The organism is Halobacillus sp. Nhm2S1 (genome assembly GCF_019599545.1).
GTDB lineage: Bacteria > Bacillota > Bacilli > Bacillales > Halobacillaceae > Halobacillus.
This window is the reverse complement of the sequence record NZ_JAIEZV010000002.1, coordinates 485,886-509,313: the sequence shown is the minus strand read 5'-3', so window position 1 is coordinate 509,313 and position 23,428 is coordinate 485,886. Positions and strand designations below refer to the sequence as shown.

Below are 23,428 nucleotides of genomic sequence, written 5' to 3'. Positions count from 1 at the left end.
AAGCCTCCTGTATAAACAGGAGGCTTGATCTTTACTTATCACTATTATTCTTCTGTAGTACTTTCAAACCTTGGTTCATGTCAGAGCCAAGGACGTAGTTGCGATCAACGAACGTCCCCCAGAAATAACCGCCGGCAGGATTATAAACACCCACCTGCTCCGGATTGCTGGGATCTGTGATATCCACCGCACGGATTCCTCCCGCATAGTGGGACAGATACAAAGTGTTGCCATGAACTTTTGGATCGTGGACGGTATTAGCGAAAGTGATGCCATCTTCCACGTCATCGACGAGTTCTGTTTTGAATGTGCTCAACAGCTTCGGATTCTGCTTATCTTTAATATCAAAGATTCTTGTGTAGCCATAGGACTCTTCATAGCCAGCCTTTGTAGGATTATAGACTTCGCGTGTCTCAATCAGGACATTGCCGCCTTTGGCAAGGGCAGCGGAGTGTGCGGATCCCTGGACATCAGGGGCATAGTCCGTCCGGCCTTCGAACTTCACATTGTAAGGGTCCGAGATATCGAGAATGATTGTTCCAAGATCCCAGAAGGATAGAAGAGCAGTATCTCCATTGTTGTCCGTCATCGTACTGTGGTTAAAGACAGGGCGTGTTTTTCCATCAGGAGAATTCCAGTGATATCCGTTGAAATCTTCATCGACTTCAGGTAAAGTGCGCGGGTCAAATTCGTAAATCGTTTCCGGAGCAGAAGGATCGCTGACATCAACTAAAGCGAAATCCTTTTCTTCCCCGTGGGTATAATAATCCGCATACGGATTTGCCGCTAATACGAAAGGCTTTCCTTCTTTTACCGTAAGATAAAGTTCATGGGTACCTGGCACACGCTTGTCCATTTCCCAGAAACCGAGTTTTTCAGGTGACTCAGGATTGGATACATCATACAAAAGAAAGCCGCCTTTGGATTCAGGATTGTCGCGGTCCAGCTGTTGGACACTAACCACAGCAAGATCGCCTTTGAACTCTTCTGTGTTCACTTTTTTCACAATGACTTTTTCCTGCCATGTGCCAGGAATATCGTCAGCAAACTTGGCGATTTCAACTGGATTCGATGGATCTTTCAAGTCAAAGATGCGGACGCCGCCTTCGCCACTATTCTGTGTATGTGTACCCACATAAGCATAGCCATCATAGGCATAAACGTCAGCCGTATTATTCTGGACACCATCATATTGTTTCAACTGCGCGGAACCGACTTCCTTCCAGTTCCCCACATTTTTAGATCCTTCCAGAACAGGCACCTGATTCAGTGCTTGAGACCCTTCCTGCCCTTTCTCTACTAGTGCATCATCAAGCATGTCATGAGCAAATGTAGTTGGTGTGGCAGAAAATACTAGAAGTCCAGCCATAGCCGAACTGAGAACGATGTGTTTTTTATTCATCAAATTTCCCCCTCTATTGAAAATACTTACCAAAATATAACATGTAAGGAAATCGGTTTCACTAATATTCAGAAAAATGAATCATATGGACAGGTGTTCGCTAGGAGTTCTATCCTACGCAATATTATTTCGCAAGTCTAAAGAAACACAAACCAATAACCAAAATAAGGAAGAAAGAGAGATTGACAAAAAATGGTGTACCAGGTCATCCATATTATGGATGACCTGGTACACCATAAAAAGGAAGTTAAAACAGCAGCAAGGCAACGAGGGTGGAGACGATTAATCCGAGGGTGACGGGGATGAAGTTTTTCCGGACGAGTTCCATGACGGGTACGCCGCAGAATCCGGCGATCGCGATCAAGGAGGACCAGGCGATGATGGTACCGCCTCCTGTCCAGATGGACCCCATCTGTCCGATGGCAGCAAGGGTGGAAGCGTCGATTGTTCCGTTAGCGAGCGAGGCAGACAAAGCACCGGTAAGCGGAAGTCCTGAGAAACCGGAGCCATCCAACCCTGTAATAATTCCGATAATCAAAATACTAAATGCGGTCAGAAAAGCACTTTGCGGCAAATAATCCTGACTTGATTGGACGAGATCAAAGAGGAAGGAAGGGGTCGCTTCTGCTGGCAGGACAAGGATATCTTTGGCGAAATCCCCACTGCCAAGAAAAAAGAAACCAGCAATCGGAATCACGGGCCCCATCGCTTTAAAGGCGAATACGAAACCTTCCGTAATGTGTGTGCTCACATCATCTAGCGCTTTCTGCTTTCCGAAAGCTAAGCTTGAAAGCAACAATAAAACCACAGCGACGCCTCCGATGAAAGCCGCTCCGTCTCCTCCTTCGAATCCGCCCATCCGTCCTGAACTGAGCTTGGTCGAAACCATATAGACCATTACAGCAAGCATGGATAGCGGGACGAGGACGGCGAATATTTTGCTCCAGATGTGAACGCGTGAACTTGGCGCTTCCCCTGTTTCTTTCAGTCCCTGCATTTGAACGATTTCCTGGTGGTTCTGAGGGTCATCTTTGGAACGGAAACTTTTCCTGTTAAAAAGATAAGCGAGCCCAATAGCAACGACACCTGTCACGACTGATAAAAGCAGTGCCTGATCCATGACGCTTGCTGTATCGATCCCTGCCGATTTTGCAGATAGCTCAGGCGCTACCTGAATGATGTAATCTGAAGATAACGCCATTCCCTGTCCGGCAAGGGCCACAGCCATCGCTGCCACCATCGCAGGCAGTCCCGTACGGATAGCAGCAGGAACAAGGAGGGCACAAATGAGCGGGACGGCAGGAGTCGGCCAGAAGAAAAGGGAGATGACATAGGTGACGGCAACGAGAATAAAAAACGATACATGACTGTTGACCATCACTTTTTGAATCGGCTGAATCATGCGGGTATCCGCCCCGAGATCTTTCAAAGAACGCAACAAGGCGACCATAAAAGTGATAATCAAAAAGATATTGAACAGTTCCTTGGCGGCCACTAGGTTGGCATTGAAAACACCGACAAACCCGCTGATCAAACTGCCATTAAACATCCAGGCGACTAAAAAAGTACCAAGTAAAGTAGGGAGAACCACCCCTTTACGGAAAATCATCGTCAAAATGATGAGAAGTGTGAACAGCCCGTAAATCCAATGAGACATTGTCAATTCCATAAAAATGCCTCCTCTTTTTTACATAGGCTATTCAATCAGTTCCAGAGGGGTGAAACGCGGAGCTCTGTTTTTGTCAAAAATTGACCTTGAAATAAATTTTCTGAACATTATAATGATTAGTATTATTTATTTTTTAGGGGGGATCACCAATGAAACAACAACTGACGAACATTTGGAAAGATTGGAGGCTGCATGCGGTCGTGCTTGCGATCGTTCTCGTTACGGAGATCATCGGCACACACTCCTTCAATGTCGGTCCTGGTGTCGTACTTTTATTACCCATGCTTTATGCCATCATTATTGGTCTTGCTTTATTCTTCACACCAGTGATCAAAGAGAAACAGTCGAAAAATGCTGAACCGCTCATCGTGCTTGGCGTCACGGTTCTCATTGCGAAAATCGGTGTCATCATCGGTCCGTCACTTCCGCAGATCATTGAAGCAGGACCAGCTTTACTTTTACAGGAATTCGGGAATCTCGGAACGATTCTAATCGCCTTGCCCGTAGCCGTCTGGCTTGGGTTGAAACGTGAAAGCATCGGGATGGCCCACTCCGTCGCACGCGAACCGAACGTAGGATTAATCATGGATAAGTATGGTTTCAACTCCCCTGAAGGGCGCGGAGTCATGGCAATTTACATATTCGGTACCGTGTTCGGAGCTGTATTTATGGGGTTGATCTCAGGTTTTCTTGCCACTTGGACACCGCTCCATCCGTTGTCTTTCGCCATGGCTTCTGGAATCGGAAGTGGAAGTATGATGGCAGCCGCCAGTGGCTCGCTCGTTGCGGCCTTTCCAGCGATGGAAAATGATATCCTCGCCTTTGCAGGGGCCAGTAACCTTTTATCCTTATCGACAGGGCTGTATATGAGCATCTTCATCGGACTGCCGCTTACAGAACGCTTATATCAACTCATGACAAAAAAGAAACACAGCACAAGTGTAAGGAAAGGGGCATAAACGATGTTGAAAAATGTACAAGAATGGGTACTGCTGCTGGGGATTTTCGGGGTTGTTGCACTGATTGGAAACTGGGTTGGCTACGAGATTCTTCCGACAGCTGCGGTTCCGGGGATGCTGATTCTCATCGGCATCTGCCTCGCCGGGTTAATTTTAGGTGACGTCCTTCCAGGTTCGCTGCCAAGTATCGCTTATGTTGCGCTCGTAGGCGTTCTCCTTTCGATGCCGTGGATGCCGGGGTCCGACTACATCGTATCCGCAACAAGTGAGGTGGAGCTGCTTGCATTGACGACACCGATCCTTGCTTATGCAGGAATCGCCATCGGCCGCTCCTGGACAGACTTTGTCAAACTCGGCTGGCGAAGCATTGTGGTTGCCGTTTGTGTCATGCTTGGGACGTTCTTAGGCTCTGCGCTCATTGCAGAAGCGATATTGAAATTTCAGGGAATCATATAAAAAAATAACGCCCTATGGTTCGCACATAACGCCTTAACGAGCACCAGTAACACCCAATCGCTCTCATATAACGTCCTAACTCAAACAAGTAACGTCCTAACGCCATATAACATCACAAAAAAAGCCGCGGGAGACAACGATCCCGCGGCTTTTCTTCTATTTATTTTCTTCCCCAGGCACTTCACAGCCATCTTCTGTACAAGCTGCTCCGCTTTCACTCGATAAATCCTCGAATGCAGGCGTCTCTTCTTCTTCAGCAAAAGCTTTTTCAAGCCCTTGAACGAAGACTTCTGTCGGCTGGGCGCCGGAAACGGCATATTTCCGGTTGATGACGAAAAACGGTACGCCCTGTACACCGATCTGCTGTGCTTCCGCTTCTTCACGGCGAACCGCTTCCGTATAATCAGATCCTTCAAGAACAGAAACCACCGCATCACGATCAAGTCCGACCTCGACGGCTAGCGCTGTGATCGTTTCATGATCCCCGACATCTTTACCATCGGTCAGAACCGCTTTGAAAAAGCGCTCGGCGAATGCTTTACCTAACCCTTTTTCATTGGCGAGTTGAGATACGCGATGGGCATCGAACGTGTTTGTCGGCACGACTGAATCAAAGCGGAAATCGAGACCGACCATCTTCGCCTGCTCGGTCATGTTCTGTGTCATCTCACGCGCTTCATCCAGAGAACGGCCGTATTTAGCGGCAAGCTTCTCATGCATGTTTCTCCCCGTGTTCCGCTCTGCATTCGGATCCAGTTCAAAACTCTTGTACACGACATCTACCTGTTTGCCAGGGAAATGTTCCAGGGCCTCTTCTAGTCTGCGTTTTCCAATATAACAAAAAGGACAGACGAAATCTGACCAAATTTCTATTTTCATTGCGTTCACCTCTTCATTAGATTCTTCTCCATTTTACGATGCTTACCGATGGAATTCCATGATTCTGTTTGAGAGACAGCCAGCGTATATATGGGAAAAAAGGAGGTTGGACTTTATGGGCATTACGTTGATCAAAATTTCAGCCGTCTATTTTGCTATTGGAATCGCTGTCGGTTACTACATGTCGAGTGCGCATGACTATGCGCTGACACCGGTGCACGTCCATATCAATTTACTCGGATGGACCGCCCTCACCCTAGCTGGTATTTTATATCACCTTTTTCCTGCACTTGCGGAATCGTTATCTGGAAAAATTCATTTCTGGCTTCATAACGTCGGTCTTCCGATCATGATGCTCGGCCTGTTTTTTGTCATCGCTTTTAAAAATGAAGCCCTGCTGCCACTAGTGGCCACCGGTGCCACGGTGACATCCCTCGGCATTTTTTTCTTTGTATTCAATGTGTTGAAAAACTTGAAAGCTTCCTGACACCAAATCCCTCTCCGCTTCGATTATAGAAGCAGGGAGGGATGTTTAATGATCGCTGTAGAAACGTTAAAACAACGAAGTCTGAATAAAATGGGAAGCGTCCAGCCGATTGTGAAAGAAAAGGTCGAGGAAATGATCGACCAAGCCTATACGGAAGGGATATTTGTCCAAATTTCCTCCGGCTACCGAACGTATGAGGAGCAGGCCCACTTGTATGGACAAGGCCGCCCGGATTATTACTGGAATGGTAAAAGGTACGGACACAGCGGGAACATCGTCACCTACGCCAAACCAGGGAAAAGCAATCATCACAGCGGGAGAGCGGTCGACTTTTTCCTTCTCAGCTCAGATGGAAAAAAAGCGCTCTGGACCGTGAATAAGGATTGGCGCCACGTAGCGGGTATCGCTAAGTCACTCGGTTTTCAGTGGGGCGGAGACTGGTCCAGCTTCAAAGATTATGCCCATCTCGAATGGACGGAAAAATCCCAGGATGTCCGTGACCTTCAAAGAAAGCTGCAGAAATTAGGCTACAATCCAGGACCGATTGATGGCATTTATGGGCCGCGAACAAAACAAGCGGTCATCGCTTTTCAACATCAGGAAGGACTGGAAGTGGACGGCAGCGCAGGCCCGATAACGACAAACAGGCTCCACGCGCGCACCTATCCCGGATCACCCGTTCACTTCGGCGCGAAAGGATCAGTGGTCAAACGAATCCAAGGGGCGGTAGGAACAACGGATGACGGTCATTTTGGTCCATTAACAGAAGCGGCCGTTTGCGCATTCCAGCAACAGCATCGTCTTGAAATTGACGGTGTCGTCGGGCCCCGCACATGGCGGAAGTTGTTTGGAAATCAGCATCCTTCTTAGGGTGCTGGTTTTTTAATAACATCGCTGAGAAGTGGATGGAAATCGACCGAACGCAAGGAAACACCATACAAATCCTCGAAGATTGTCTAATCATATCTTACCTGTTGACAATTTATGAGAATTTTAGAATAATACAAGTTGTAATATTCAGTTTAATCTAAATATTCTCAAAAATTTTTACGCACTTATGTTAACGCTTACAAAAAGGAGGGTAGAGTCGTTGCTGATTCCTATTATTCTTTCCGTCATCACCGTACTTTCTGTCGTTTTCGCACTGAAAAAAAAGAAGCCGTTTTTACTGGCGGTTCCGTTCATTGCGCTCTTAGGTGTCGCTCTTGTCAAAATCATGATGGTACCGATGCCTTTCTGGGAAACCGTGCAGTTCATTTTTAACTTAAGAGGATAATGCGAAGGGAGGTGAACGTTTATGAAGAAGATGGATCCACAGAAGGCGAAAGCCTATTTCCGTCTACGGACGACTTTGATTATCATCTACCTTGCCATTGGGGCAATCGTTTCTTTCGGTGTGGTTCTTTTCGCCGAAAGTCTTCAGTCCTTTACAGTGATGGGCATCCCCCTTCCTTATTACATGGGAGCACAGGGCGCGATCATTACGTTTATTGCACTTCTTTTCTTCAATGCCCTCATCAGTGATGTCGTCGATAAAAAATTCGGTTTAATACCAAAAGAAGATGCCAATCAAAATCAAGCGGTTAACCAATAAGATAGGGGGAGAAATATGGACGCACAGTTTATAGTCTCCCTTGCTTTAATTGTTGCTACTTTTGCATTGTACATAGGTATCGCTGTCTACAATAAAGCAAGGGCTACATCAGATTTCTACGTTGCCGGCCGCGGGGTGCCGCCCGTTTACAATGGGATGGCCATTGGAGCGGATTGGATGAGTGCAGCTTCATTCATCGGCCTCGCCGGTACGGTCATGATTCTTGGATACGATGGACTCGCATACATTATGGGATGGACAGGCGGGTATTTGCTGCTTACGTTCCTTTTAGCTCCACAGTTAAGAAAATATGGACGGTACACGGTGCCGGAATTCATTGGTGACCGTTACCGCAGCAACACCGCACGATTGATTGCCGCTGTAGCAACAATCATCATCAGTTTCACCTACTCGGTAGGACAACTGTCCGGATCGGGCGTGGTTATCGGACGTCTGTTTGAAGTGGACACCGTGATCGGAACGTTAATCGGCGTTGTGTTGATCGCCTTTTACTCAGCGATGGGAGGAATGAAGGGGATCACCTGGACACAGGTCGCCCAATACTTGGTCTTGATCATCGCGTATTTGATTCCGGTCATCTTCATGTCGCTGCAGCTGACGCAGAATCCTGTTCCTTGGATTTCTTACGGAGACGTCGTTTCAGAGATGCGTACGATCGATCAGGAGTTGGGCATTTCTGAATACATCGTTCCATTTACGGAAGGGTCGAAATGGCAGTTCATCGCTCTGATGTTCACACTGACGGCGGGAACAGCCGGTCTGCCACACGTCATCGTCCGCTTCTATACCGTAGCGACAATGAAAGCGGCCCGCTGGAGTGGAGCATGGGCTCTATTATTCATCGGATTACTCTATTTATCTGCTCCAGCTTACGCCGCTTTCTCCCGTTTCATCTTGATGACAGAAGTAGCAGGTTCCCAATTAAACAACCTGCCCGCATGGACACAAGCGTGGGTGGATACCGGCCGGCTTTCCCTTGCCGACAATAATAGTGACGGCGTACTTCAGTGGTCGGAACTTGTCATTAGTAATGACATCGTCGTTATGGCGACACCTGAGATTGCAAACCTTGGCATCTTCGTCATCGGTTTGATGGCTGCCGGTGCGATGGCCGCTGCCTTATCGACAGCCGGTGGTTTGATGATTGCGATTTCCGCAGCCTTGTCCCACGACATTTATTACCGTTCCATCAATCCGAATGCGAGTGAGAAGAAACGTCTCGCTGTCGGACGCTGGTCGATCGTCCTTGCTACCGTAGCCGCAGGTTTGATTGCATTGAACCCGCCAGGTGCGATTACACAGATCGTCGCATGGGCTTTCGCCTTAGCATCCGGATCGTTCTTCCCGGCGCTCCTTCTTGGGGTATGGTGGAAGCGAGCCAATGGACCGGGGGTTATTGCCGGTTTGGTTGTCGGACTTTCCGTGACACTTGGATACATTTTCGCAGCAAAATACGGCGGATTCACTATCCTTGGAATCATCGATACCGGTGCTGGAGTCTTCGGAGCAACAGCCGCTATCATAGCGAACGTCGTTGTCTCTCTGATGACCGCACCACCATCCAAACAAACCCAGGACGAAGTCACAGACCTTCGCTACCCGGAACAAATCGAATACAAAGACGGAGAATACTGGCTCAAAGAAAACGCCAAATAAAAATGGAAAAAATAGGTGTACCAGGTCATCTAATATTTGGATGACCTGGTACACCATTAATTTACCTATTACATACGATGAAGTCTTTCAAAGTCGGTTTGCAGTTTGCCTGAAACGGACTCGTACACGTCAAAAAGGGCTTTGTATTTCTCATGGTTCTCAGCGTTTGGTTCATAATGTTCCTTCATTGGAATGGAAGACTTAATGGAGGCCAAACTGTCGACATGACCGAGGCTGTACAAGGCAACCCAGGCCGCACCCCAGGCGGAACTCTGATGGCTTACCGGAATATCGATACGCTTGTTGAAAATGTCTGCAAGCATCTGAACCCATGTCTCTGAACGTGCAAATCCGCCGCTTGCGTAAATTTTGTCATGCTTATTGCCTAGACGCTCCAAGGCACTTCCAATATGTAAAATGGAAAACAGCACCCCTTCCATTGCAGCTCTCGTCATATGTCCCTTGCCGTGAGCGGGAGTCAGTCCGATGAAGGATCCCTTCGCTTCCGCGTTCCAGAACGGCGCACGCTCACCGTTCAAATAGGGAAGGAAAATTAAATTCCCTGCACCAGCTTCCACCTCGCTCGCAAGCTTCGTCAGTTCTTCAACGGGAATCTCATCCTCATTCGAAAATAGCTGCTGGATCCATTTCAGCACAAGACCACCGTTATTAGACGGTCCGCCGGTAATCCACAAATCATCAGTAAAGCTGTAAGAGAACACTTCCTGTTGGTCATCGAGGAGCGGTTCACTTGAAAATTGACGGATCGCTCCACTCGTTCCAATGGTAATCGCTGTCTCCCCAGGTTGAATGGCACCAATGCCAAGGTTCGCAAGCGGTCCATCACTACCTCCGATGACAAAGGCCGTATCCGCATCGAGACCGGACTTATAAGAGGCCTCTGCACTCATGCCTTTCATGGCGTACGTAGGCTCAACCGGTTGGAAAAGCTGTTCACGACCAATGCCCGCAATAGCGAGCGTTTCTTCATCCCAGGTATGTTCGTGAATGTTGAAAAGACCGGTGGCGGCAGCAATCGAATAGTCGACCACTTTTTCCCCGAACCATCGATACAGCAAAAACTCTTTCACTGATACAAAGTAATCAGCCTTCTGCCAAGGTTCGTAGTCGTTGTTTTTCATCCATAACAATTTCGATAACGGAGACATCGGGTGAAGGGGAGTCCCTGTCCGCATATACACATCCGGATGGCTTTCCTTCAACGTGGATGCTTCGCTTGCGCTGCGCGCATCCGCCCAGATCATCGACGGAGATAATGGCACTCCTTTTTCATCCATACAAATGAGGGAATGCATGGCGGCAGAGATCCCGACGCCGACAATGTCCTTCCGCTCGATGGATCGAGTACTTAAATTCATCGCTTCAAGTGCAGCTTGTTCCATTTGAAGCGGATCCTGTTCGGCATGGCCGACGACAGGGTGGGAGAGAGGGTAGGCCACTTCGTACTCCGCAGCAACCTCTCCATTTTTATGAAAGACCACGGATTTGGCACTCGTCGTTCCAAGATCTAATCCAATCACATAACTCATGTAAAACTTCCTTTCTACACACGCTTCCTTGAAATGGCATCACGCATGCGCTGCGTAGCGGTCTGCGCTTGTTCCTTGTTTTTCACACTATAATTGACAAAAAGGGAGTCGATCAGCGAGAGGCCGGCGATCCTTGAAGCGAGGGCTTCTGAACGGAATTCCGTTTCCTCTGCGACGGTGTATAAAGACAGATCGACCACTTTAGTAAGTGGAGATTTAGCGAAGTTCGTAATGGCGATAATCTTCGCATTGTTTTCTTTTGCGACATCCACAATATCTAGAATATCCTGATTTGATCCGGTATGGGAAATGACGACCGCCACATCCGTTTCTCTCATTTGAGAGGCAGACATCAGCTGCACGTGCGTGTCGGGATATGCATACGCTTCCATTCCTGTTCGCATAAACTTGTGCTGAGCATCCATAGCGAGAATGTTCGACCCACCACTTCCGAAAAAGAACACCCGGTCGGCTTCAATCAAATATTCCATCGCTTTTTTTAAGGAAAGTGGGTTTTGCACATCCCGGGACGTCTCTAAAGCCCGGATATTTGCCTGAAATACTTTTTCAGTAATCTCGAAATCGGTGTCTTCTTCCGATATTTTTTCATGAATATCCTGAATCGGATTGACGATTTCTGAGGCTAAAGCAATTTTCATCGCCTGGTAACCTTTAAAACCTAAGCGCTTACAAAATCTGAAAACGGTTGCATCAGCGACCATAAGATTATCCGCGACCTGGTTAATGGTAGAGTGAACGATTTCTTCTGTATTTTCCAAAATGTAATCAGCGATCAGCTTTTCTTTTTCACTGAATTGTGAATAAGAAGAACGAATTCTGCTGATGACGTGTTTCGTGGGAGCTTCAATCATAGGGATTCCTCCTTCGAATCTCAACTTTCTCTTATTGTATATGAAATTTATTTCAAAAGAAAGTTTGGGTGGGTGAAATTTTTTTCTAAAAAACTATTGAACTAAAAAAGATTTATTGTATAATCGAAATTACAGAAAATAATTTTCAGAGTTTTCCTGAACGCTTCTTTTTTTAGAGGTCCTTTGAAAGCGCTTCTAATATAGAGATGGGTAGAGGGTGAACAAAGAAAAACTATTTTCTATGGAATCGATTCCTGCATAGTGGGCTGTGGATTGAAAGCGGTTACTGATTCAGGGATAGTACGTAAGCTTTGTGAAAAAAATTTTACATACAAGGAGAGAGGTTGAACATGAAGAAATTATTTGGTTTATTGTCTATGGTTCTTTTGATTACAGTCCTTGCCGCATGTGGTAACGGCGGAGCAGAGTCAAGCAGTGGCGAAGGTGAAAGCGCTTCAGGTGATAGCGGCGAAACAAAAACGATTAAAGCCGGAATCGGTCTGAACAGTGATCACCCTCAGTACAAAGGTCTATTGAAGTTTAAAGAAATCGTTGAAGAGAAAACAGACGGCGCGATCAAAGTGGATACCTATCACAGTGGTCAGCTTGGTGACGACCGTTCCATGACGGAAGCCCTTCAGCTTGGTACACAGGAAGTGGTTGTTCCATCTACAGCTCCACTAGCGAACTTCGTACCAGAATTCAGCGTATTCGACATTCCGTTCCTTTTCCCTAACGAACAAGTAGCCGACAAAGTATTAGATGGGGAAGTTGGACAAGAATTGCTTGGAAAACTGGAAGAACAGAACCTTGTAGGTCTGGCTTATTGGGAAAATGGTTTCCGTGACCTTACAAACAGTGAGCGTGCGGTAGCATCTGTTGACGACTTCGATGGTCTTAAAATCCGTACAATGGAAAACGACCTTCACCTGGATGCCTTCAAAGCACTAGGAGCTAACCCAACACCAATGGCATTCACAGAATTGTTCACAGCGATGCAGCAAGGTACAGTTGACGGTCAGGAAAACCCTTATGCAACCATCTATCTTCAAAAATTCTATGAAGTTCAGGATCACGTTTCTAACACGCACCACATCTACAGCCCATTCGTATTCTTGATGAGCAAATCTTTCTATGATGGTCTGACAGAAGATCAGCAGAAGATCGTTAAAGATGCAGCGGTAGAAGCAGGAAAGCACGAGCGTAAGTTGAACCGTGAAGCGAACGAAAAGTATTTGAAACAGCTTCAAGAAGAAGGCATGGAGTACACAGAAATCTCTGATGAAGCACGCCAGGAAATGGTCGATGCGGTAGCTCCTGTCATTGAAGATTATAAGAGCAAGATCGGTGAAGAAACGGTAGACAAAGTTTATCAAGCGATTGAAGACGCGCAAAAATAATAGAATGACTGAGAGTACGCTGTAGCGAGACTGCAGCGTATTCTTCGCCATTCAGGGTCAGTTGAGGTGAAGAAAATGAACATCATTCGAGCGATCGACCGGAGATTAGAAGAAGTATTGCTCGTCATTTTCTCGACCATCATGGTCAGTGTCATTTTCCTGCAAGTCGCGATGCGTGTGTCGGGAAATTCATTGTCCTGGTCAGAGGAACTCGGACGGTACTGCTTTATTTGGTTAGTGTATATCGGAATCAGTTACGGAGTGAAAAAGCAGCGTCACATCAAAGTGGACGTCATGTTGCTTCTACTTAAAGGAAAAGCAAAACTATTGCTCGCGATTATTGCGAATCTATTATTCTTAGTTTTCAGTTTGTATGTAGTTGTCAATGGATACAGCATCGCTTCCCAGCTACTATCGTTCGGCCAGCAGTCACCGGCCTTACATATACCGATGGGTCTTGTTTACATGGCGACACCAGTCGGATTTGCATTGACAGCAATCCGTCTCGTACAAAACTTGATTGTTCAGTTCAAAATGTTAATGGGTAAGAAAGAACTCGATGTGGACGATGAACGCGATCGTATGCAGCAGCAGGAAGGAGAGGATGAATCATGACAACAATCGTATTATTCGGGACATTCGCCCTCTTCCTATTGCTTAGTGTACCGATTGGAATCGCTCTCGGATTATCGACACTTGCGACCATCTTCTATACGGGTGCCATTCCCGTCCAATTTTTAATGAAGGAACTCGTCACATCTGTCGACTCATTCCCATTAATGGCCGTTCCCTTTTTCATCCTAGCCGGTGAAATCATGGGGAAAGGCGGCATATCCGAAAGACTGTTCAACTTCGCGAACGCTCTCGTTGGTAACAAAACGGGTGGATTTGCGATGGCGACCATCGTTACATGTATGTTCTTTGCTGCGATTTCCGGTTCTGGACCAGCAACGGTTGCAGCCATCGGTGGAATTATGATTCCAGCCATGGTGAGACAAGGGTATGACAAAAAGTTCGCGACAGCTACTGTAGCTGCAGCGGGTTCCATTGGTGTCATCATCCCACCAAGTATTCCGATGGTCATTTACGGAGTCGTGGGTGGAGCTTCCATTGGTGACATGTTCATCGCAGGGATCATCCCAGGATTCATCGTCGGTGGAGCACTTCTTGCTTGGGCGTACATTTATTCAAGACAACAAGGGTATAAAGGTCTGGCAGAAAAAACGTCCCTCGCAAACATCGGAAAAACATTCTGGGAAGCCAAATGGGCGCTTGTCATTCCAGTCATTATCCTGGGTGGAATTTACGGCGGAATTTTCACACCGACAGAAGCGGCCGTCATCGCCGTTGTTTACGGAATGATCGCCGGCTTGTTCCTATACGGTGAACTCAGCATCAAAGACATGCCGAAAATTTTCGCAGATTCAGCTTTGACGACTGCGACTGTCCTGATCATCGTTGGATCCGCAACAGCCTTCGGTCGTTTGCTTACGATTGAGCAGATTCCAACACAAGTGGCCAACTTCATGTTGTCCATCTCAGAAAATGAGATCATTCTGATTCTGTTGATCACATTGCTTCTACTTATTGTCGGATGTTTCATGGATACACTGGCAGCGATCATCATTTTGACGCCGATCCTGCTTCCGATTGCCGTAAACCTTGGTTACGATCCGATCCATTTCGGAATCATCATGGTCGTGAACCTGGCCATTGGTTTCATTACACCACCACTTGGCGTAAACTTGTTCGTCGGCTCCGGAATATCCGGGCTCTCAATCGAGCAGCTGTCACGAGCGATCATCCCATACTTTTTCGCGATGATCTTCTCGTTACTGATGATAACGTTTATACCAGAATTATCACTATGGTTGATCAGCTTCGCTGAATGATGAAAAAAGGACTGACCCTCCTTGCACGTCACCCGAGATCCCTTGCTTTTAGGCAAGGGGTTTTTCGGTTTTAGAGTAGTTGTTTGAAAGGATCGATTTCGGTGAGTTGGGTAAGGAAGAAAATGGAATAACCTTCTCAACCGCCATTATTTTTCACGGGGAAGGCTCACACCTGAGATGTAAAGGATAAATTGAAACCCCTTAGTTTAAAAGGAAAGGCGGTGCGGGCGCTGTCTCTTTGATGGCGCCACGCAGCCGAACGGTAATTTTGTTATGAGTGTATTCATCCAAGTTGTATTGCCAGTCATTCTCATTTTCGGAGCTGGCTTTACGATCCAAAAAATCGCTAAATTAGATGTGAAATCTGTATCGACGATCGCTCTGTATGTGATGCTGCCATGCTTGGTATTCCAAACCTTTTACGAAGCGGATTTGAATGGAGAATATTTGATGATGCTCGTCTTCTCGGGATTGCTGCTTTTCAGCATTCTTGGAATCAACAAGATTGTCAGTAAGGTGAAGAACTACGACCAGAGCATGGAGAGTGGATTGATTTTATCGACGGCGTTCATGAATTCCGGGAACTACGGCGTGCCGATCATTCTGTTTGCTTTCGGTGAAGAGGGATTTGTTTACTCTGTTTCCTTTATGGTACTTCAAGCGATCATCATGAACTTTTTCGGGGTGTATTATGCAGCTAAAGGTACCTCCGGCCTGAAAATGGCGCTGCTTTCTGTTTTGAAAATGCCACCGACGTACGCAGTACTTGTGGCACTTCCGATGAACCTTGGAGGAGTGCCCGTGCCTGAAAATCTGATGAACAGCATCGATCTGCTTGCAGCTGCAACGGTTCCGATGGTGATGGTCGTACTCGGTATGCAGCTTGCAGGGATTCCTTTGAGAAATCTGGAATGGCCGAAAGTTTCCTACGCCACGACCCTTCGTTTGATCGGCTCACCGCTGATCGCTTTCGTACTTACATTAGTATTGCCGATGAGTGACATGATGGCTGCCGTGCTGATTGTTTCCGCTGCCATGCCATCAGCGGCAACGACGACGATTTATGCCGTCCAGTTCAATTCGAAGCCCGACCTTGTTTCAAGCATCACCTTAGTGACGACGTTATTCAGTATCGTCACCATTCCTATACTATTGAACCTATTCATATAAGGGAGGAATAAAGTAATGAGCGAAAAAGTATCTAAAGATGTGAAAGTCCACATGAAAGAAACCCAAACAATCATGGAGCTGTCCCAAATCATCCAGAGTTATGATTCAGAAATCATATTGAAGAAGGTTGTTCAGGGTAGCGTGCACGAAGCTAACTTGAAAAGCTTCCTGGGACTGATCAACTTGAGACTACAAGAAGGCGACGAAATCGAAGTCACCTGCATCGGCCCAGACGCCGTCCAAGCCCTCAAAGAAGTAGAAACCTTCCTGCAGCCTTAATTGGGATTTTATGTAAGACCTGGTCACCCATGATTTGGGTGACCAGGTCTTACTTTATTTGCCAGTTGAACGAAAAACTCATACTGCTTTACGTCTTTGAAGTAAGAGAGAATAGTTGAGGTGGTAACGAACTCGGAGTAATAAGGGGTGGGGGATAAGTAATGAGCGTAACTGCTCCACTTGTAATCTTCAGGCTGAAAGGTGATGAGGGCCCGGCAAGGGTTCAAGTGAATGTAGCGACTGACTTGAAGTACAGCATTCACATCATCCTCAAGCTTCGCTTTATAGGGTCCTTCAAAAAGATGACCAACATATCCATATTTCCTGTTGAAGTACATCGCGTATTGGGAGTGAAGATCTTTCATGAAGGTACCTGGTGGAAGTTCGATCGTTTCAATAAGGAGGTGAACGTGGTTGGACATGAGGCAGAAAGAGTGGAGGTGAAACGGGTGGGAAAGCTTGGCTTCTTGCAACAGGGTTAAATACTTATACCTGTCTTTGTCATCATAAAAAATATCTGTTTTTCGATTTCCTCTAGCCGTTATATGATACCAGGCCTTCGGAAACCATCGACGTTTCCGCATAACATCAATCCTTCCATACTTAAATATGACACCTATCCTTTATTCGACAAAACCACCCAAACTCCTGCACTATTTCCAAATATTGTCGTACCAGGTCTTGCAATTTATGGTGTACCAGGTCATACAAATATTTCCACATACAACCAACTCCACAGCATCTCAACAAAAAAAGATCCGTCATTTAAGACGGATCTTTTTTAGGTGGAGCTTTGTTTTTTCTTATCTTTCCAGAACATATAAAGATTCAGACATAGAAACGCAACACTGAAGATGGCGCTGAACGTTGACATTTCAACGACGTCCGTGAACCATCCCAGAATTAAATAAATGAGAAAAAATCCGGCAAAACCGAGATAAAGCATCGTCTCTTCCTTTCCATAAAACGTCACATCCATTATAACATTCTATGGAACGTGGAGGAAAATCACGGTCACTCCGGTGGGTACATGTGAAACCGATAAACGGTGAATTCATTGCCGGCTTCGATGCTGTAGGACTGAATGGGGAGGTGGGCAAATAGTGTGCCATCGGTTTGTTCAATGGAGATATCGAGTACAAGTTCTCGATCTTCTAAGAGTGGCAGAGGGAAAGGATTGACGATTTCAACCATCCATTCGTATGCCAGACGCTCGAGGAATGCATGGGTAAACGTTGTTGGTGCATCATCGAGCCAGATATTCGCAAGAGGGAACAAGGATCGGGACGTTTGTTCCAAAGAGGATTCCTCCGTTTTTATTAGGATAATAGTATTTTCCCTATTTATTCCACCGATAAACAGCTGGACACTTTCCTTTTCATCTTTTTACGAGCTCTTTTAATGGTAGAAGGACTGACTCCGATTAGTAGAGCGATTTGGTTCACTGTGCAACCGGCATAGCTTTGTTCGAAAATGACCTGTTCCATAAGAGTGAGTGAAGAGTAATGGAGGAAATCTAAAAGAAGAAGAGGTTCTTGCAGAGGATCATTTTCAAGAGGGTGTAATTGGTGGATGGAGAAAAAACGAACAGCTTCTCTGCCCCGGTGATTTTTCCGGTTCATTGTTTGAAAATGTCTGTACAAAGATTGAATAAAATACGTGGAAAACTTACTTCGTTCGGGGTCATACCTTTCTACACAGCGGGAGTAAATGAGGTAGCTCTCCTGCAGGCAGTCTTCATAAGGCTCAGGGAGATTCCAACGACGGAGGTGGGAATGGATGAGACGTTGATAAGCGTGAAAATCGAGAATAGGATCTTTCATGACACACTCCTTTCTATATAGCTATTATCCTGTATTTCCCAACAGATGGGAAGCAAAAATCAACTTTTCCCTAGATAAAATTGAAAAATTTGCAAAATCATGACACCAAAATCCCGTTTTCTATCGATTATAGTATGAACGATCATTTAGGGAGGGTGTCTTATGATCACTGATGAGATATTTGAAAGAGTTGTAGCAGAAAGTGAAGACTTGATCCACTATCACATTCATAAGCTGAATATCAGAGATAGAAACGGAGATTTCTATGCGGAAGGTCTTTTCGCCTTATGGAACGCCTACCGTACATATGACCCTGAAGCGGGAACATTGAAGTCTTACATGCACTGGAAAGTCCGCAACGCCTTGATTGATAAAATACGCAAAGATTCAAGAACGTATGAGCGGGAGGAAGGGATTGCCGAGCGGATGGTGCAGGAAGGTTGGGGCAAGTGGGAAGATGAGATTACTGATGAACTCCTCTGGAACCAAGTGAAGGCAAGTCTCACTACTAACCAGTGGAAGTGGGTCTATCATTCTATTGTTATGGACCGGTCCATTACACAGATTGCTCGTCTGGAAAAAGTAACGCAGGATGCCGTGAAGAACTGGGGCAGACACGCAAGGAAAAAACTGAAGGAATTAGGTACGAACATGTAAAAAGCCTCGGAGAGACCCCCGAGACTGTTCGCTTATTTGTTAATGGTTATGTTTATTTTACTCAATCCAAGTGCACGTGCAGCTTTTATCATTTTAGCAGCTTCTTGCTCGGCATCCTGAATTTGAACGTCATTTCTGGAAATGCTCAACGTCGTCCCGCCAGACAACATCGTTGCTTCCTCTGATGTAGGTTGTTCCTCTTTAACTGATAAAAACGATTGTGGTTGTTCTTCTATCATATCTTCCTGACGCATACGATTGACACGTCCACGAATCTTGCGACCGTGATAGACAACGCTCGCGTACGGACATCCCGTCTCAGCAGCGATTTCTCGGTAGTTTTTATCTGTCTCTCCGATCAGCCGCTTGACTTCGCTGAGGTCATAGTCGTATTGTTTGCTCTTCTTCGCCATTTCGAATCCCCCTTTTTTCATTTTCTAGTAACATTGTATACAAGTTTCACCCATAATAATAGTCGTAGTTAGTAATTCTTTAAATCTTTTAAATTTAATTACAGTTGTTGTAAACTATTTGGTATAGATAATAGGAAAGTGTGACTTGTTTTGTATAAAAGAATTATTTATGGTTTATTACCCCTGGGTGTAATGGGATTAATCTTTTATTTTTCTTCACAACCTTATCAACAACAGGACCTTCGTCCAACAATGAACCTTTATTTGAATTTGGATCTGCTGAAACCGGTGTTATCTCCAATCGAATTTACGTACCATGGGGAGACGATCAATGTAGCGAACCGTGGCGTTGACGGCATGCTTGAGTTTCTCATTCGGAAAGCGGCACACCTTACTGTGTTCTTCCTCCTTATGGTCACGACATTTCTCGCTCTCCATCACAATACGGGCTGGGGGTTAAAAGGGAAGCTGATCACGTCGTACGTCATTACTGTTCTGTATGCTTGTTTTGACGAGTTTCACCAGTCGCTCACTCCAAACCGCACGCCCTATGCAGGAGATGTCGTCTTAGACAGTGCAGGAGGTTTGGTAGGGGGCGTGTTGATTTTTCTCTTCTTTACTAGGAGGAGGAGAAAATGATAAAACGCACCTTCACCCAATAAAATATCAAAAGATGAATCCCTCGTTGATGAAAAAAGAGAACCAGCACTTTATGTACTGGTTCTCTTCGTCATTTTTCAGGAGCTAATACGAATGTTTCTGCACCACTCAAATTTACTTGAAGCGGTTCGACTTGGTAATCTTCCAAAGCAGCGTCAAGTCGCTGCCGTTTACTGTCATCCCATTGATTAAAAAGGGCGACAGTGGTCGGTCCGGCTCCACTGATGTAGTGGCCGAGCGATTGTTCTTTTTCCAGGATCTCCTTAAAAGAAGAAAAGCCGGGGATGAGAATCTGCCGGTAAGGCTGATGCCAGCGGTCGCTCTGCATCATTTTTCCGGCAAGCGGCCAATTTTTCGTAGCTAATGCGGCAACGAGGACATTGGCGCTGCCACTATTATTGACTGCCTGTTTATAGTCTATTTCCAAAGGCAGCAATCCACGTGCTTTTTCCGTTTCCAAATGATAGTCCGGAATAATGGCAAGCCAGGTCAAATCATCCATTCCTTCTGTGAAATGGACATAGTCCAAATGCTCGCCATCGTAATTCGATACCATGATACCGCCGAAAATTGCGGGACCGACATTGTCAGGATGTCCCTCGATTTCGCAGGCGATTTTGAATTTCTCATAACGGCTCAAGCCAAGACCAAGAAGGTGATCAGCGAGTTCGATGCCACCCACGACGGCGGTGGATGAGCTGCCGAGCCCACGGGCAATCGGCACATCATTGGTAAGCTCTACATGGGTCGCTGGAAGCTCTTCATACCCCATGGCTTCTGCTGTAAACAATGCCGTTTTATAAATCAGATTGCTTTTGCCCGAAGGAATATAGGGCTGGTCTTCTTCAGGTACTGAAAAAAACCACTCATCGGCAGGCTGACAGTCAAGCGTCACGTACTTCGACAACGCAATGCCGATGGAATCAAATCCCGGGCCGAGGTTCGCGGATGTCGCAGGCACTCGGATTTGAAAGCGGCTCATGTTTGGACACCTGTAACAGCAGAAGCGAACATGTTGTAATCATTCTCAATCCGTGTCGGCTTGACCGGACTCTTATCAATGGCTGTATTCGGATCTTTCAAACCATTTCCTGTCAACACATGAACGATTTTCGAACCTTGTGGAATCGTGCCGTCCTTCACTTTTTTGATCATGCCTGCGATGGAAGCACAGGACGCCGGTTCAGCGAACACACCTTCTTTTTCCGCTAAATATTGATACGCTTCAACGATTTCTTCATCTGTTACTTCGTCGATCAGACCATTCGATTCATCACGTGCGCTCAACGCTTTATCCCAGCTTGCCGGGTTACCGATCCGGATCGCTGTCGCCAGCGTTTCCGGATCCTCGATGATTTGATTGCGGACGATGGCGGCAGAACCACTCGCCTCAAAGCCCATCATCTGAGGCAGACCGGAACCATGGCGCTCGTTGTATTCCTTGAATCCTTTCCAGTAGGCCGTAATGTTTCCGGCATTACCGACGGGGATACTCAAGATATCCGGTGCAGAGCCAAGAGCATCACAGACTTCGAATGCAGCCGTTTTCTGACCTTCAATGCGGTAAGGGTTCACGGAGTTCACAAGTGTGACCGGCTCATGCTCCGCCATTTTCCGGACCATACGAAGAGCGTCATCAAAATTTCCTTTGATAGCAAAAATCTCCGCCCCGTACATGACGGCCTGCGCTAACTTTCCTTCTGCAATCTTCCCATCAGGAATGACGACGATGCAGCGAAGGCCTGCCCGGGCAGCGAATGCAGCCGCTGAAGCGGAAGTGTTCCCGGTAGAGGCACAAATGACAGCCTCTGAACCTTCCTCAATCGCTTTGGCCATCGCCATCACCATGCCGCGGTCTTTGAAGGAGCCCGTCGGGTTCGCTCCTTCAATTTTTACATAACCCTCGATTCCGAGGTCCTGAGAGATGGACGGAATCGGAAGAAGCGGGGTATTCCCTTCATGCAACGTCAGCTTTGGTGTCTTTTCGGATACAGGTAAAAACTCGCCATACTCATGAATCAATCCACGCCACATGTCAGTTTCCTCCTTCTACACGGAATATGCTGTCAACGCTTCTTACAGAATCAAGCGTCTCAATATCCTGAATGGCTTTTTCAAAATCTTCCTCGCTCACCTGATGAGTCACCATCATCAATTCACGCTCTCCATCCTGATCGGTTGAACGTTGAGTGAACTGATCAAAGGAGAGATCATATTGAGCGAAAATGTTCGTCAAATCGTTCAACATGCCTGCTTTATCGTCAACGTGAAGACGAATATATTTCTTCGTCAGCTGTTCCTTCTTCGTTTTCACCTGCTTAGGAAACTGTGGCTGCACATAGGCTGTACCTGTTGTCCCGAGGCGGATGTTTTTCAATACAGCAATCAAGTCGGCAACAACAGCTGTGGCTGTCGGAAGTTTACCGGCACCTGGTCCGTAGAACATCGTTTCGCCGACGGCATCCCCGTATACATAAATCGCATTGAATTCATCATTAACAGAAGAGAGCGGATGTTGAATAGGAAGCAATGTCGGCTCGACACTAACAGAAACTCCATTGTGGTCATTCTCAGCAATCCCGATCAGTTTGATGCGATACCCAAGCTCTTCCGCGTAGGTAATATCATCCGAAGAAATGCCGCGGATTCCTTTGATATCTACATCTTCTAAACTGTAAGGCATAGAGAAACCTAAGATTGATAGAATCGTCATCTTCCTCGCCGCATCCAGACCGTCCACGTCAGCCGTCGGGTCCGCCTCCGCAAACCCTAGATCCTGAGCTTCCTTTAAGACGCTGTCAAAATCAACGCCGTCCTGCGCCATCTTCGTCATGATATAGTTTGTCGTTCCGTTCACGATCCCCATCATCTTTGTAATGCGATCGGAGGACAGGCCATCCATAATGGAACGGATGATCGGAATTCCACCGGCTACACTCGCTTCATAATACAAGTCACAGTTATGCTTCTGGCAGGCTTCGAAAAGCTGCTCTCCGTGCTGGGCGACAAGATCCTTGTTCGCAGTCACGATGTGTTTTCCATGTTCAATGGCTTCTAATAATATAGTAAGCGTGTGATCGATCCCACCCATCACCTCTACGATGACATCAATCTCCGGATCTCTCGTAATATCCTGGTACTGATCCGTCAACTGGGTCTCAGCCGGAACCTCGCGGGGTTTAGACATGTCACTGACAAGCACAGACTTAATCGTGACATCACACCCTGTCTTATGTTCAATGCGTTCTTTATGATCGCGGAGGATCTCAATCACTCCACTTCCGACCGTTCCAAGTCCTAGTAGTCCTACGGTAATGGCTTTATTCATCGTTCACACTCCTTGTCTACTTGAAATAAACATTATTCTTTGTATAAAGGACATTGTAACGGAAAGGAAATTGAAGCACAAGACCGAATTATCCGACGATTTAATTATCCATAATATGTAAGACCTGGTACACCACTAAATGGTAGTTTCAACTTTCTACTATAGTGATTTTTCATGGTGACCTGTTCATACATATTTTGGAAGTTTAGATATGTAAAAGGAATTTACATAACATTTACAATTAGTTAATAAACAACTGAA

General features: G+C 46.3%; 27 protein-coding genes. 14 read left to right on the top strand and 13 right to left on the bottom strand.

Annotated elements, in window-relative coordinates:
• Window positions 1–31: 31 nt before the first annotated feature.
• A complete protein-coding gene (locus K2225_RS08880) occupies window positions 32–1,402 on the bottom strand; it encodes an LVIVD repeat-containing protein (protein ID WP_220584418.1) in 1,371 nt (456 codons plus the stop codon).
• A gap of 247 nt (window positions 1,403–1,649) precedes the next feature.
• The gene (locus K2225_RS08875) at window positions 1,650–3,071 is read right to left on the bottom strand and encodes a hypothetical protein (protein ID WP_220584417.1); all 1,422 of its coding nucleotides are present in this window, start codon (window positions 3,069–3,071) and stop codon (window positions 1,650–1,652) included.
• A gap of 149 nt (window positions 3,072–3,220) precedes the next feature.
• Between K2225_RS08875 and K2225_RS08870 the strand changes: the two genes are divergently transcribed.
• Both K2225_RS08870 and K2225_RS08865 read left to right on the top strand, forming a co-directional pair.
• Window positions 3,221–4,030 carry a DUF3100 domain-containing protein gene (locus tag K2225_RS08870; RefSeq protein ID WP_220584416.1) on the top strand — a complete coding sequence of 270 codons (810 nt, stop codon included), beginning with the start codon at window positions 3,221–3,223 and terminating at the stop codon, window positions 4,028–4,030.
• A 3-nt stretch (window positions 4,031–4,033) separates the two neighbouring features.
• Window positions 4,034–4,486 carry a lysine exporter LysO family protein gene (locus tag K2225_RS08865; RefSeq protein WP_220584415.1) on the top strand — a complete coding sequence of 151 codons (453 nt, stop codon included), beginning with the start codon at window positions 4,034–4,036 and terminating at the stop codon, window positions 4,484–4,486.
• 156 nt (window positions 4,487–4,642) lie between these two features.
• Here K2225_RS08865 and K2225_RS08860 read toward each other — a convergent pair whose 3' ends face one another.
• A complete protein-coding gene (locus K2225_RS08860; RefSeq protein WP_220584414.1) occupies window positions 4,643–5,365 on the bottom strand; it encodes a DsbA family oxidoreductase in 723 nt (240 codons plus the stop codon).
• Between the two features lie 115 nt (window positions 5,366–5,480).
• Between K2225_RS08860 and K2225_RS08855 the strand changes: the two genes are divergently transcribed.
• From K2225_RS08855 to K2225_RS08835, 5 genes are all read left to right on the top strand, one after another.
• Window positions 5,481–5,852 (top strand): cbb3-type cytochrome c oxidase subunit I, encoded by a 372-nt coding sequence (locus K2225_RS08855; protein ID WP_146817472.1) that lies wholly within the window; start codon window positions 5,481–5,483, stop codon window positions 5,850–5,852.
• Window positions 5,853–5,900: 48 nt separating this feature from the next.
• Window positions 5,901–6,722, top strand: a complete 822-nt coding sequence (locus K2225_RS08850; protein ID WP_220584413.1) for a peptidoglycan-binding protein — start codon at window positions 5,901–5,903, stop codon at window positions 6,720–6,722.
• Window positions 6,723–6,942: 220 nt separating this feature from the next.
• The gene (locus tag K2225_RS08845; RefSeq protein ID WP_146817468.1) at window positions 6,943–7,128 is read left to right on the top strand and encodes a hypothetical protein; all 186 of its coding nucleotides are present in this window, start codon (window positions 6,943–6,945) and stop codon (window positions 7,126–7,128) included.
• A gap of 21 nt (window positions 7,129–7,149) precedes the next feature.
• The gene (locus K2225_RS08840; RefSeq protein ID WP_220584412.1) at window positions 7,150–7,446 is read left to right on the top strand and encodes a DUF4212 domain-containing protein; all 297 of its coding nucleotides are present in this window, start codon (window positions 7,150–7,152) and stop codon (window positions 7,444–7,446) included.
• Between the two features lie 15 nt (window positions 7,447–7,461).
• Window positions 7,462–9,123, top strand: a complete 1,662-nt coding sequence (locus tag K2225_RS08835) for a sodium:solute symporter family protein (protein ID WP_220584411.1) — start codon at window positions 7,462–7,464, stop codon at window positions 9,121–9,123.
• A gap of 68 nt (window positions 9,124–9,191) precedes the next feature.
• On the opposite strand, the gene K2225_RS08830 is transcribed toward K2225_RS08835, so the two are convergent.
• A complete protein-coding gene (locus tag K2225_RS08830) occupies window positions 9,192–10,673 on the bottom strand; it encodes a gluconokinase (protein ID WP_220584410.1) in 1,482 nt (493 codons plus the stop codon).
• 14 nt (window positions 10,674–10,687) lie between these two features.
• Complete coding sequence (locus K2225_RS08825) at window positions 10,688–11,545, bottom strand: MurR/RpiR family transcriptional regulator (RefSeq protein ID WP_220584409.1); 858 nt, start codon at window positions 11,543–11,545, stop codon at window positions 10,688–10,690.
• Window positions 11,546–11,895: 350 nt separating this feature from the next.
• On the opposite strand from K2225_RS08825, the gene K2225_RS08820 reads away from it, so the two are divergent.
• From K2225_RS08820 to K2225_RS08800, 5 genes are all read left to right on the top strand, one after another.
• On the top strand, window positions 11,896–12,945 hold the full coding sequence (locus tag K2225_RS08820; RefSeq protein WP_220584408.1) for a TRAP transporter substrate-binding protein: 1,050 nt from the start codon (window positions 11,896–11,898) through the stop codon (window positions 12,943–12,945).
• A 75-nt stretch (window positions 12,946–13,020) separates the two neighbouring features.
• On the top strand, window positions 13,021–13,560 hold the full coding sequence (locus tag K2225_RS08815; RefSeq protein ID WP_220584407.1) for a TRAP transporter small permease: 540 nt from the start codon (window positions 13,021–13,023) through the stop codon (window positions 13,558–13,560).
• Entirely contained in the window at window positions 13,557–14,837 is a 1,281-nt protein-coding gene (locus tag K2225_RS08810) for a TRAP transporter large permease (protein ID WP_115823919.1), read from the top strand. Before K2225_RS08815 ends, K2225_RS08810 begins: the two co-directional genes overlap by 4 nt.
• 273 nt (window positions 14,838–15,110) lie before the next feature.
• Window positions 15,111–16,007, top strand: coding sequence for an AEC family transporter (locus K2225_RS08805; protein ID WP_115823988.1), 897 nt, complete (start codon window positions 15,111–15,113; stop codon window positions 16,005–16,007).
• A gap of 15 nt (window positions 16,008–16,022) precedes the next feature.
• Window positions 16,023–16,286 carry an HPr family phosphocarrier protein gene (locus tag K2225_RS08800; RefSeq protein WP_220584406.1) on the top strand — a complete coding sequence of 88 codons (264 nt, stop codon included), beginning with the start codon at window positions 16,023–16,025 and terminating at the stop codon, window positions 16,284–16,286.
• 23 nt (window positions 16,287–16,309) lie between these two features.
• Here the strand turns inward: K2225_RS08800 and K2225_RS08795 are convergent, their stop codons facing one another.
• From K2225_RS08795 to K2225_RS08780, 4 genes are all read right to left on the bottom strand, one after another.
• Window positions 16,310–16,870 (bottom strand): transposase, encoded by a 561-nt coding sequence (locus tag K2225_RS08795; protein ID WP_220584405.1) that lies wholly within the window; start codon window positions 16,868–16,870, stop codon window positions 16,310–16,312.
• 197 nt (window positions 16,871–17,067) lie between these two features.
• Window positions 17,068–17,265: a hypothetical protein gene (locus K2225_RS08790; protein ID WP_220584931.1), complete on the bottom strand. Its 198-nt coding sequence runs from the start codon at window positions 17,263–17,265 to the stop codon at window positions 17,068–17,070.
• 35 nt (window positions 17,266–17,300) lie between these two features.
• Window positions 17,301–17,585 (bottom strand): hypothetical protein, encoded by a 285-nt coding sequence (locus K2225_RS08785; protein ID WP_089652072.1) that lies wholly within the window; start codon window positions 17,583–17,585, stop codon window positions 17,301–17,303.
• Between the two features lie 44 nt (window positions 17,586–17,629).
• Window positions 17,630–18,109: a sigma-70 family RNA polymerase sigma factor gene (locus K2225_RS08780; RefSeq protein WP_220584404.1), complete on the bottom strand. Its 480-nt coding sequence runs from the start codon at window positions 18,107–18,109 to the stop codon at window positions 17,630–17,632.
• A gap of 162 nt (window positions 18,110–18,271) precedes the next feature.
• Between K2225_RS08780 and K2225_RS08775 the strand changes: the two genes are divergently transcribed.
• Window positions 18,272–18,766, top strand: coding sequence for a sigma-70 family RNA polymerase sigma factor (locus K2225_RS08775; protein WP_220584403.1), 495 nt, complete (start codon window positions 18,272–18,274; stop codon window positions 18,764–18,766).
• 32 nt (window positions 18,767–18,798) lie between these two features.
• Here K2225_RS08775 and K2225_RS08770 read toward each other — a convergent pair whose 3' ends face one another.
• Window positions 18,799–19,179: a hypothetical protein gene (locus K2225_RS08770; protein ID WP_220584402.1), complete on the bottom strand. Its 381-nt coding sequence runs from the start codon at window positions 19,177–19,179 to the stop codon at window positions 18,799–18,801.
• 150 nt (window positions 19,180–19,329) lie between these two features.
• Between K2225_RS08770 and K2225_RS08765 the strand changes: the two genes are divergently transcribed.
• Complete coding sequence (locus K2225_RS08765) at window positions 19,330–19,818, top strand: VanZ family protein (protein ID WP_255574348.1); 489 nt, start codon at window positions 19,330–19,332, stop codon at window positions 19,816–19,818.
• Between the two features lie 91 nt (window positions 19,819–19,909).
• On the opposite strand, the gene thrB is transcribed toward K2225_RS08765, so the two are convergent.
• From thrB to K2225_RS08750, 3 genes are read right to left on the bottom strand one after another with little or no spacing between them, the layout of a single operon-like run.
• Complete coding sequence (gene thrB, locus K2225_RS08760; RefSeq protein WP_220584401.1) at window positions 19,910–20,821, bottom strand: homoserine kinase; 912 nt, start codon at window positions 20,819–20,821, stop codon at window positions 19,910–19,912.
• On the bottom strand, window positions 20,818–21,873 hold the full coding sequence (gene thrC / locus K2225_RS08755) for a threonine synthase (protein WP_146817438.1): 1,056 nt from the start codon (window positions 21,871–21,873) through the stop codon (window positions 20,818–20,820). Before thrC ends, thrB begins: the two co-directional genes overlap by 4 nt.
• A gap of 1 nt (window position 21,874) precedes the next feature.
• Entirely contained in the window at window positions 21,875–23,167 is a 1,293-nt protein-coding gene (locus K2225_RS08750) for a homoserine dehydrogenase (protein WP_220584400.1), read from the bottom strand.
• Window positions 23,168–23,428 lie beyond the last annotated feature (261 nt).

Bases quoted from the DNA above. Each gene is read 5' to 3' on its own strand.
- K2225_RS08840 (WP_220584412.1), top strand. From the start codon at position 7,150: ATGAAGAAGATGGATCCACAGAAGGCGAAAGCCTATTTCCGTCTACGG.
- K2225_RS08830 (WP_220584410.1), bottom strand. From the start codon at position 10,673: ATGAGTTATGTGATTGGATTAGATCTTGGAACGACGAGTGCCAAATCC.
- K2225_RS08770 (WP_220584402.1), bottom strand. From the start codon at position 19,179: ATGGCGAAGAAGAGCAAACAATACGACTATGACCTCAGCGAAGTCAAG.
- K2225_RS08810 (WP_115823919.1), top strand. From the start codon at position 13,557: ATGACAACAATCGTATTATTCGGGACATTCGCCCTCTTCCTATTGCTT.
- K2225_RS08825 (WP_220584409.1), bottom strand. From the start codon at position 11,545: ATGATTGAAGCTCCCACGAAACACGTCATCAGCAGAATTCGTTCTTCT.
- K2225_RS08875 (WP_220584417.1), bottom strand. From the start codon at position 3,071: ATGGAATTGACAATGTCTCATTGGATTTACGGGCTGTTCACACTTCTC.
- K2225_RS08850 (WP_220584413.1), top strand. From the start codon at position 5,901: ATGATCGCTGTAGAAACGTTAAAACAACGAAGTCTGAATAAAATGGGA.
- K2225_RS08870 (WP_220584416.1), top strand. From the start codon at position 3,221: ATGAAACAACAACTGACGAACATTTGGAAAGATTGGAGGCTGCATGCG.
- K2225_RS08750 (WP_220584400.1), bottom strand. From the start codon at position 23,167: ATGAATAAAGCCATTACCGTAGGACTACTAGGACTTGGAACGGTCGGA.
- thrC (WP_146817438.1), bottom strand. From the start codon at position 21,873: ATGTGGCGTGGATTGATTCATGAGTATGGCGAGTTTTTACCTGTATCC.
- K2225_RS08790 (WP_220584931.1), bottom strand. From the start codon at position 17,265: ATGGATGTGACGTTTTATGGAAAGGAAGAGACGATGCTTTATCTCGGT.
- K2225_RS08775 (WP_220584403.1), top strand. From the start codon at position 18,272: ATGATCACTGATGAGATATTTGAAAGAGTTGTAGCAGAAAGTGAAGAC.
- K2225_RS08795 (WP_220584405.1), bottom strand. From the start codon at position 16,870: ATGCGGAAACGTCGATGGTTTCCGAAGGCCTGGTATCATATAACGGCT.
- K2225_RS08865 (WP_220584415.1), top strand. From the start codon at position 4,034: ATGTTGAAAAATGTACAAGAATGGGTACTGCTGCTGGGGATTTTCGGG.
- K2225_RS08805 (WP_115823988.1), top strand. From the start codon at position 15,111: ATGAGTGTATTCATCCAAGTTGTATTGCCAGTCATTCTCATTTTCGGA.
- K2225_RS08815 (WP_220584407.1), top strand. From the start codon at position 13,021: ATGAACATCATTCGAGCGATCGACCGGAGATTAGAAGAAGTATTGCTC.
- K2225_RS08800 (WP_220584406.1), top strand. From the start codon at position 16,023: ATGAGCGAAAAAGTATCTAAAGATGTGAAAGTCCACATGAAAGAAACC.
- thrB (WP_220584401.1), bottom strand. From the start codon at position 20,821: ATGAGCCGCTTTCAAATCCGAGTGCCTGCGACATCCGCGAACCTCGGC.
- K2225_RS08820 (WP_220584408.1), top strand. From the start codon at position 11,896: ATGAAGAAATTATTTGGTTTATTGTCTATGGTTCTTTTGATTACAGTC.
- K2225_RS08860 (WP_220584414.1), bottom strand. From the start codon at position 5,365: ATGAAAATAGAAATTTGGTCAGATTTCGTCTGTCCTTTTTGTTATATT.
- K2225_RS08835 (WP_220584411.1), top strand. From the start codon at position 7,462: ATGGACGCACAGTTTATAGTCTCCCTTGCTTTAATTGTTGCTACTTTT.
- K2225_RS08855 (WP_146817472.1), top strand. From the start codon at position 5,481: ATGGGCATTACGTTGATCAAAATTTCAGCCGTCTATTTTGCTATTGGA.
- K2225_RS08880 (WP_220584418.1), bottom strand. From the start codon at position 1,402: ATGAATAAAAAACACATCGTTCTCAGTTCGGCTATGGCTGGACTTCTA.
- K2225_RS08780 (WP_220584404.1), bottom strand. From the start codon at position 18,109: ATGAAAGATCCTATTCTCGATTTTCACGCTTATCAACGTCTCATCCAT.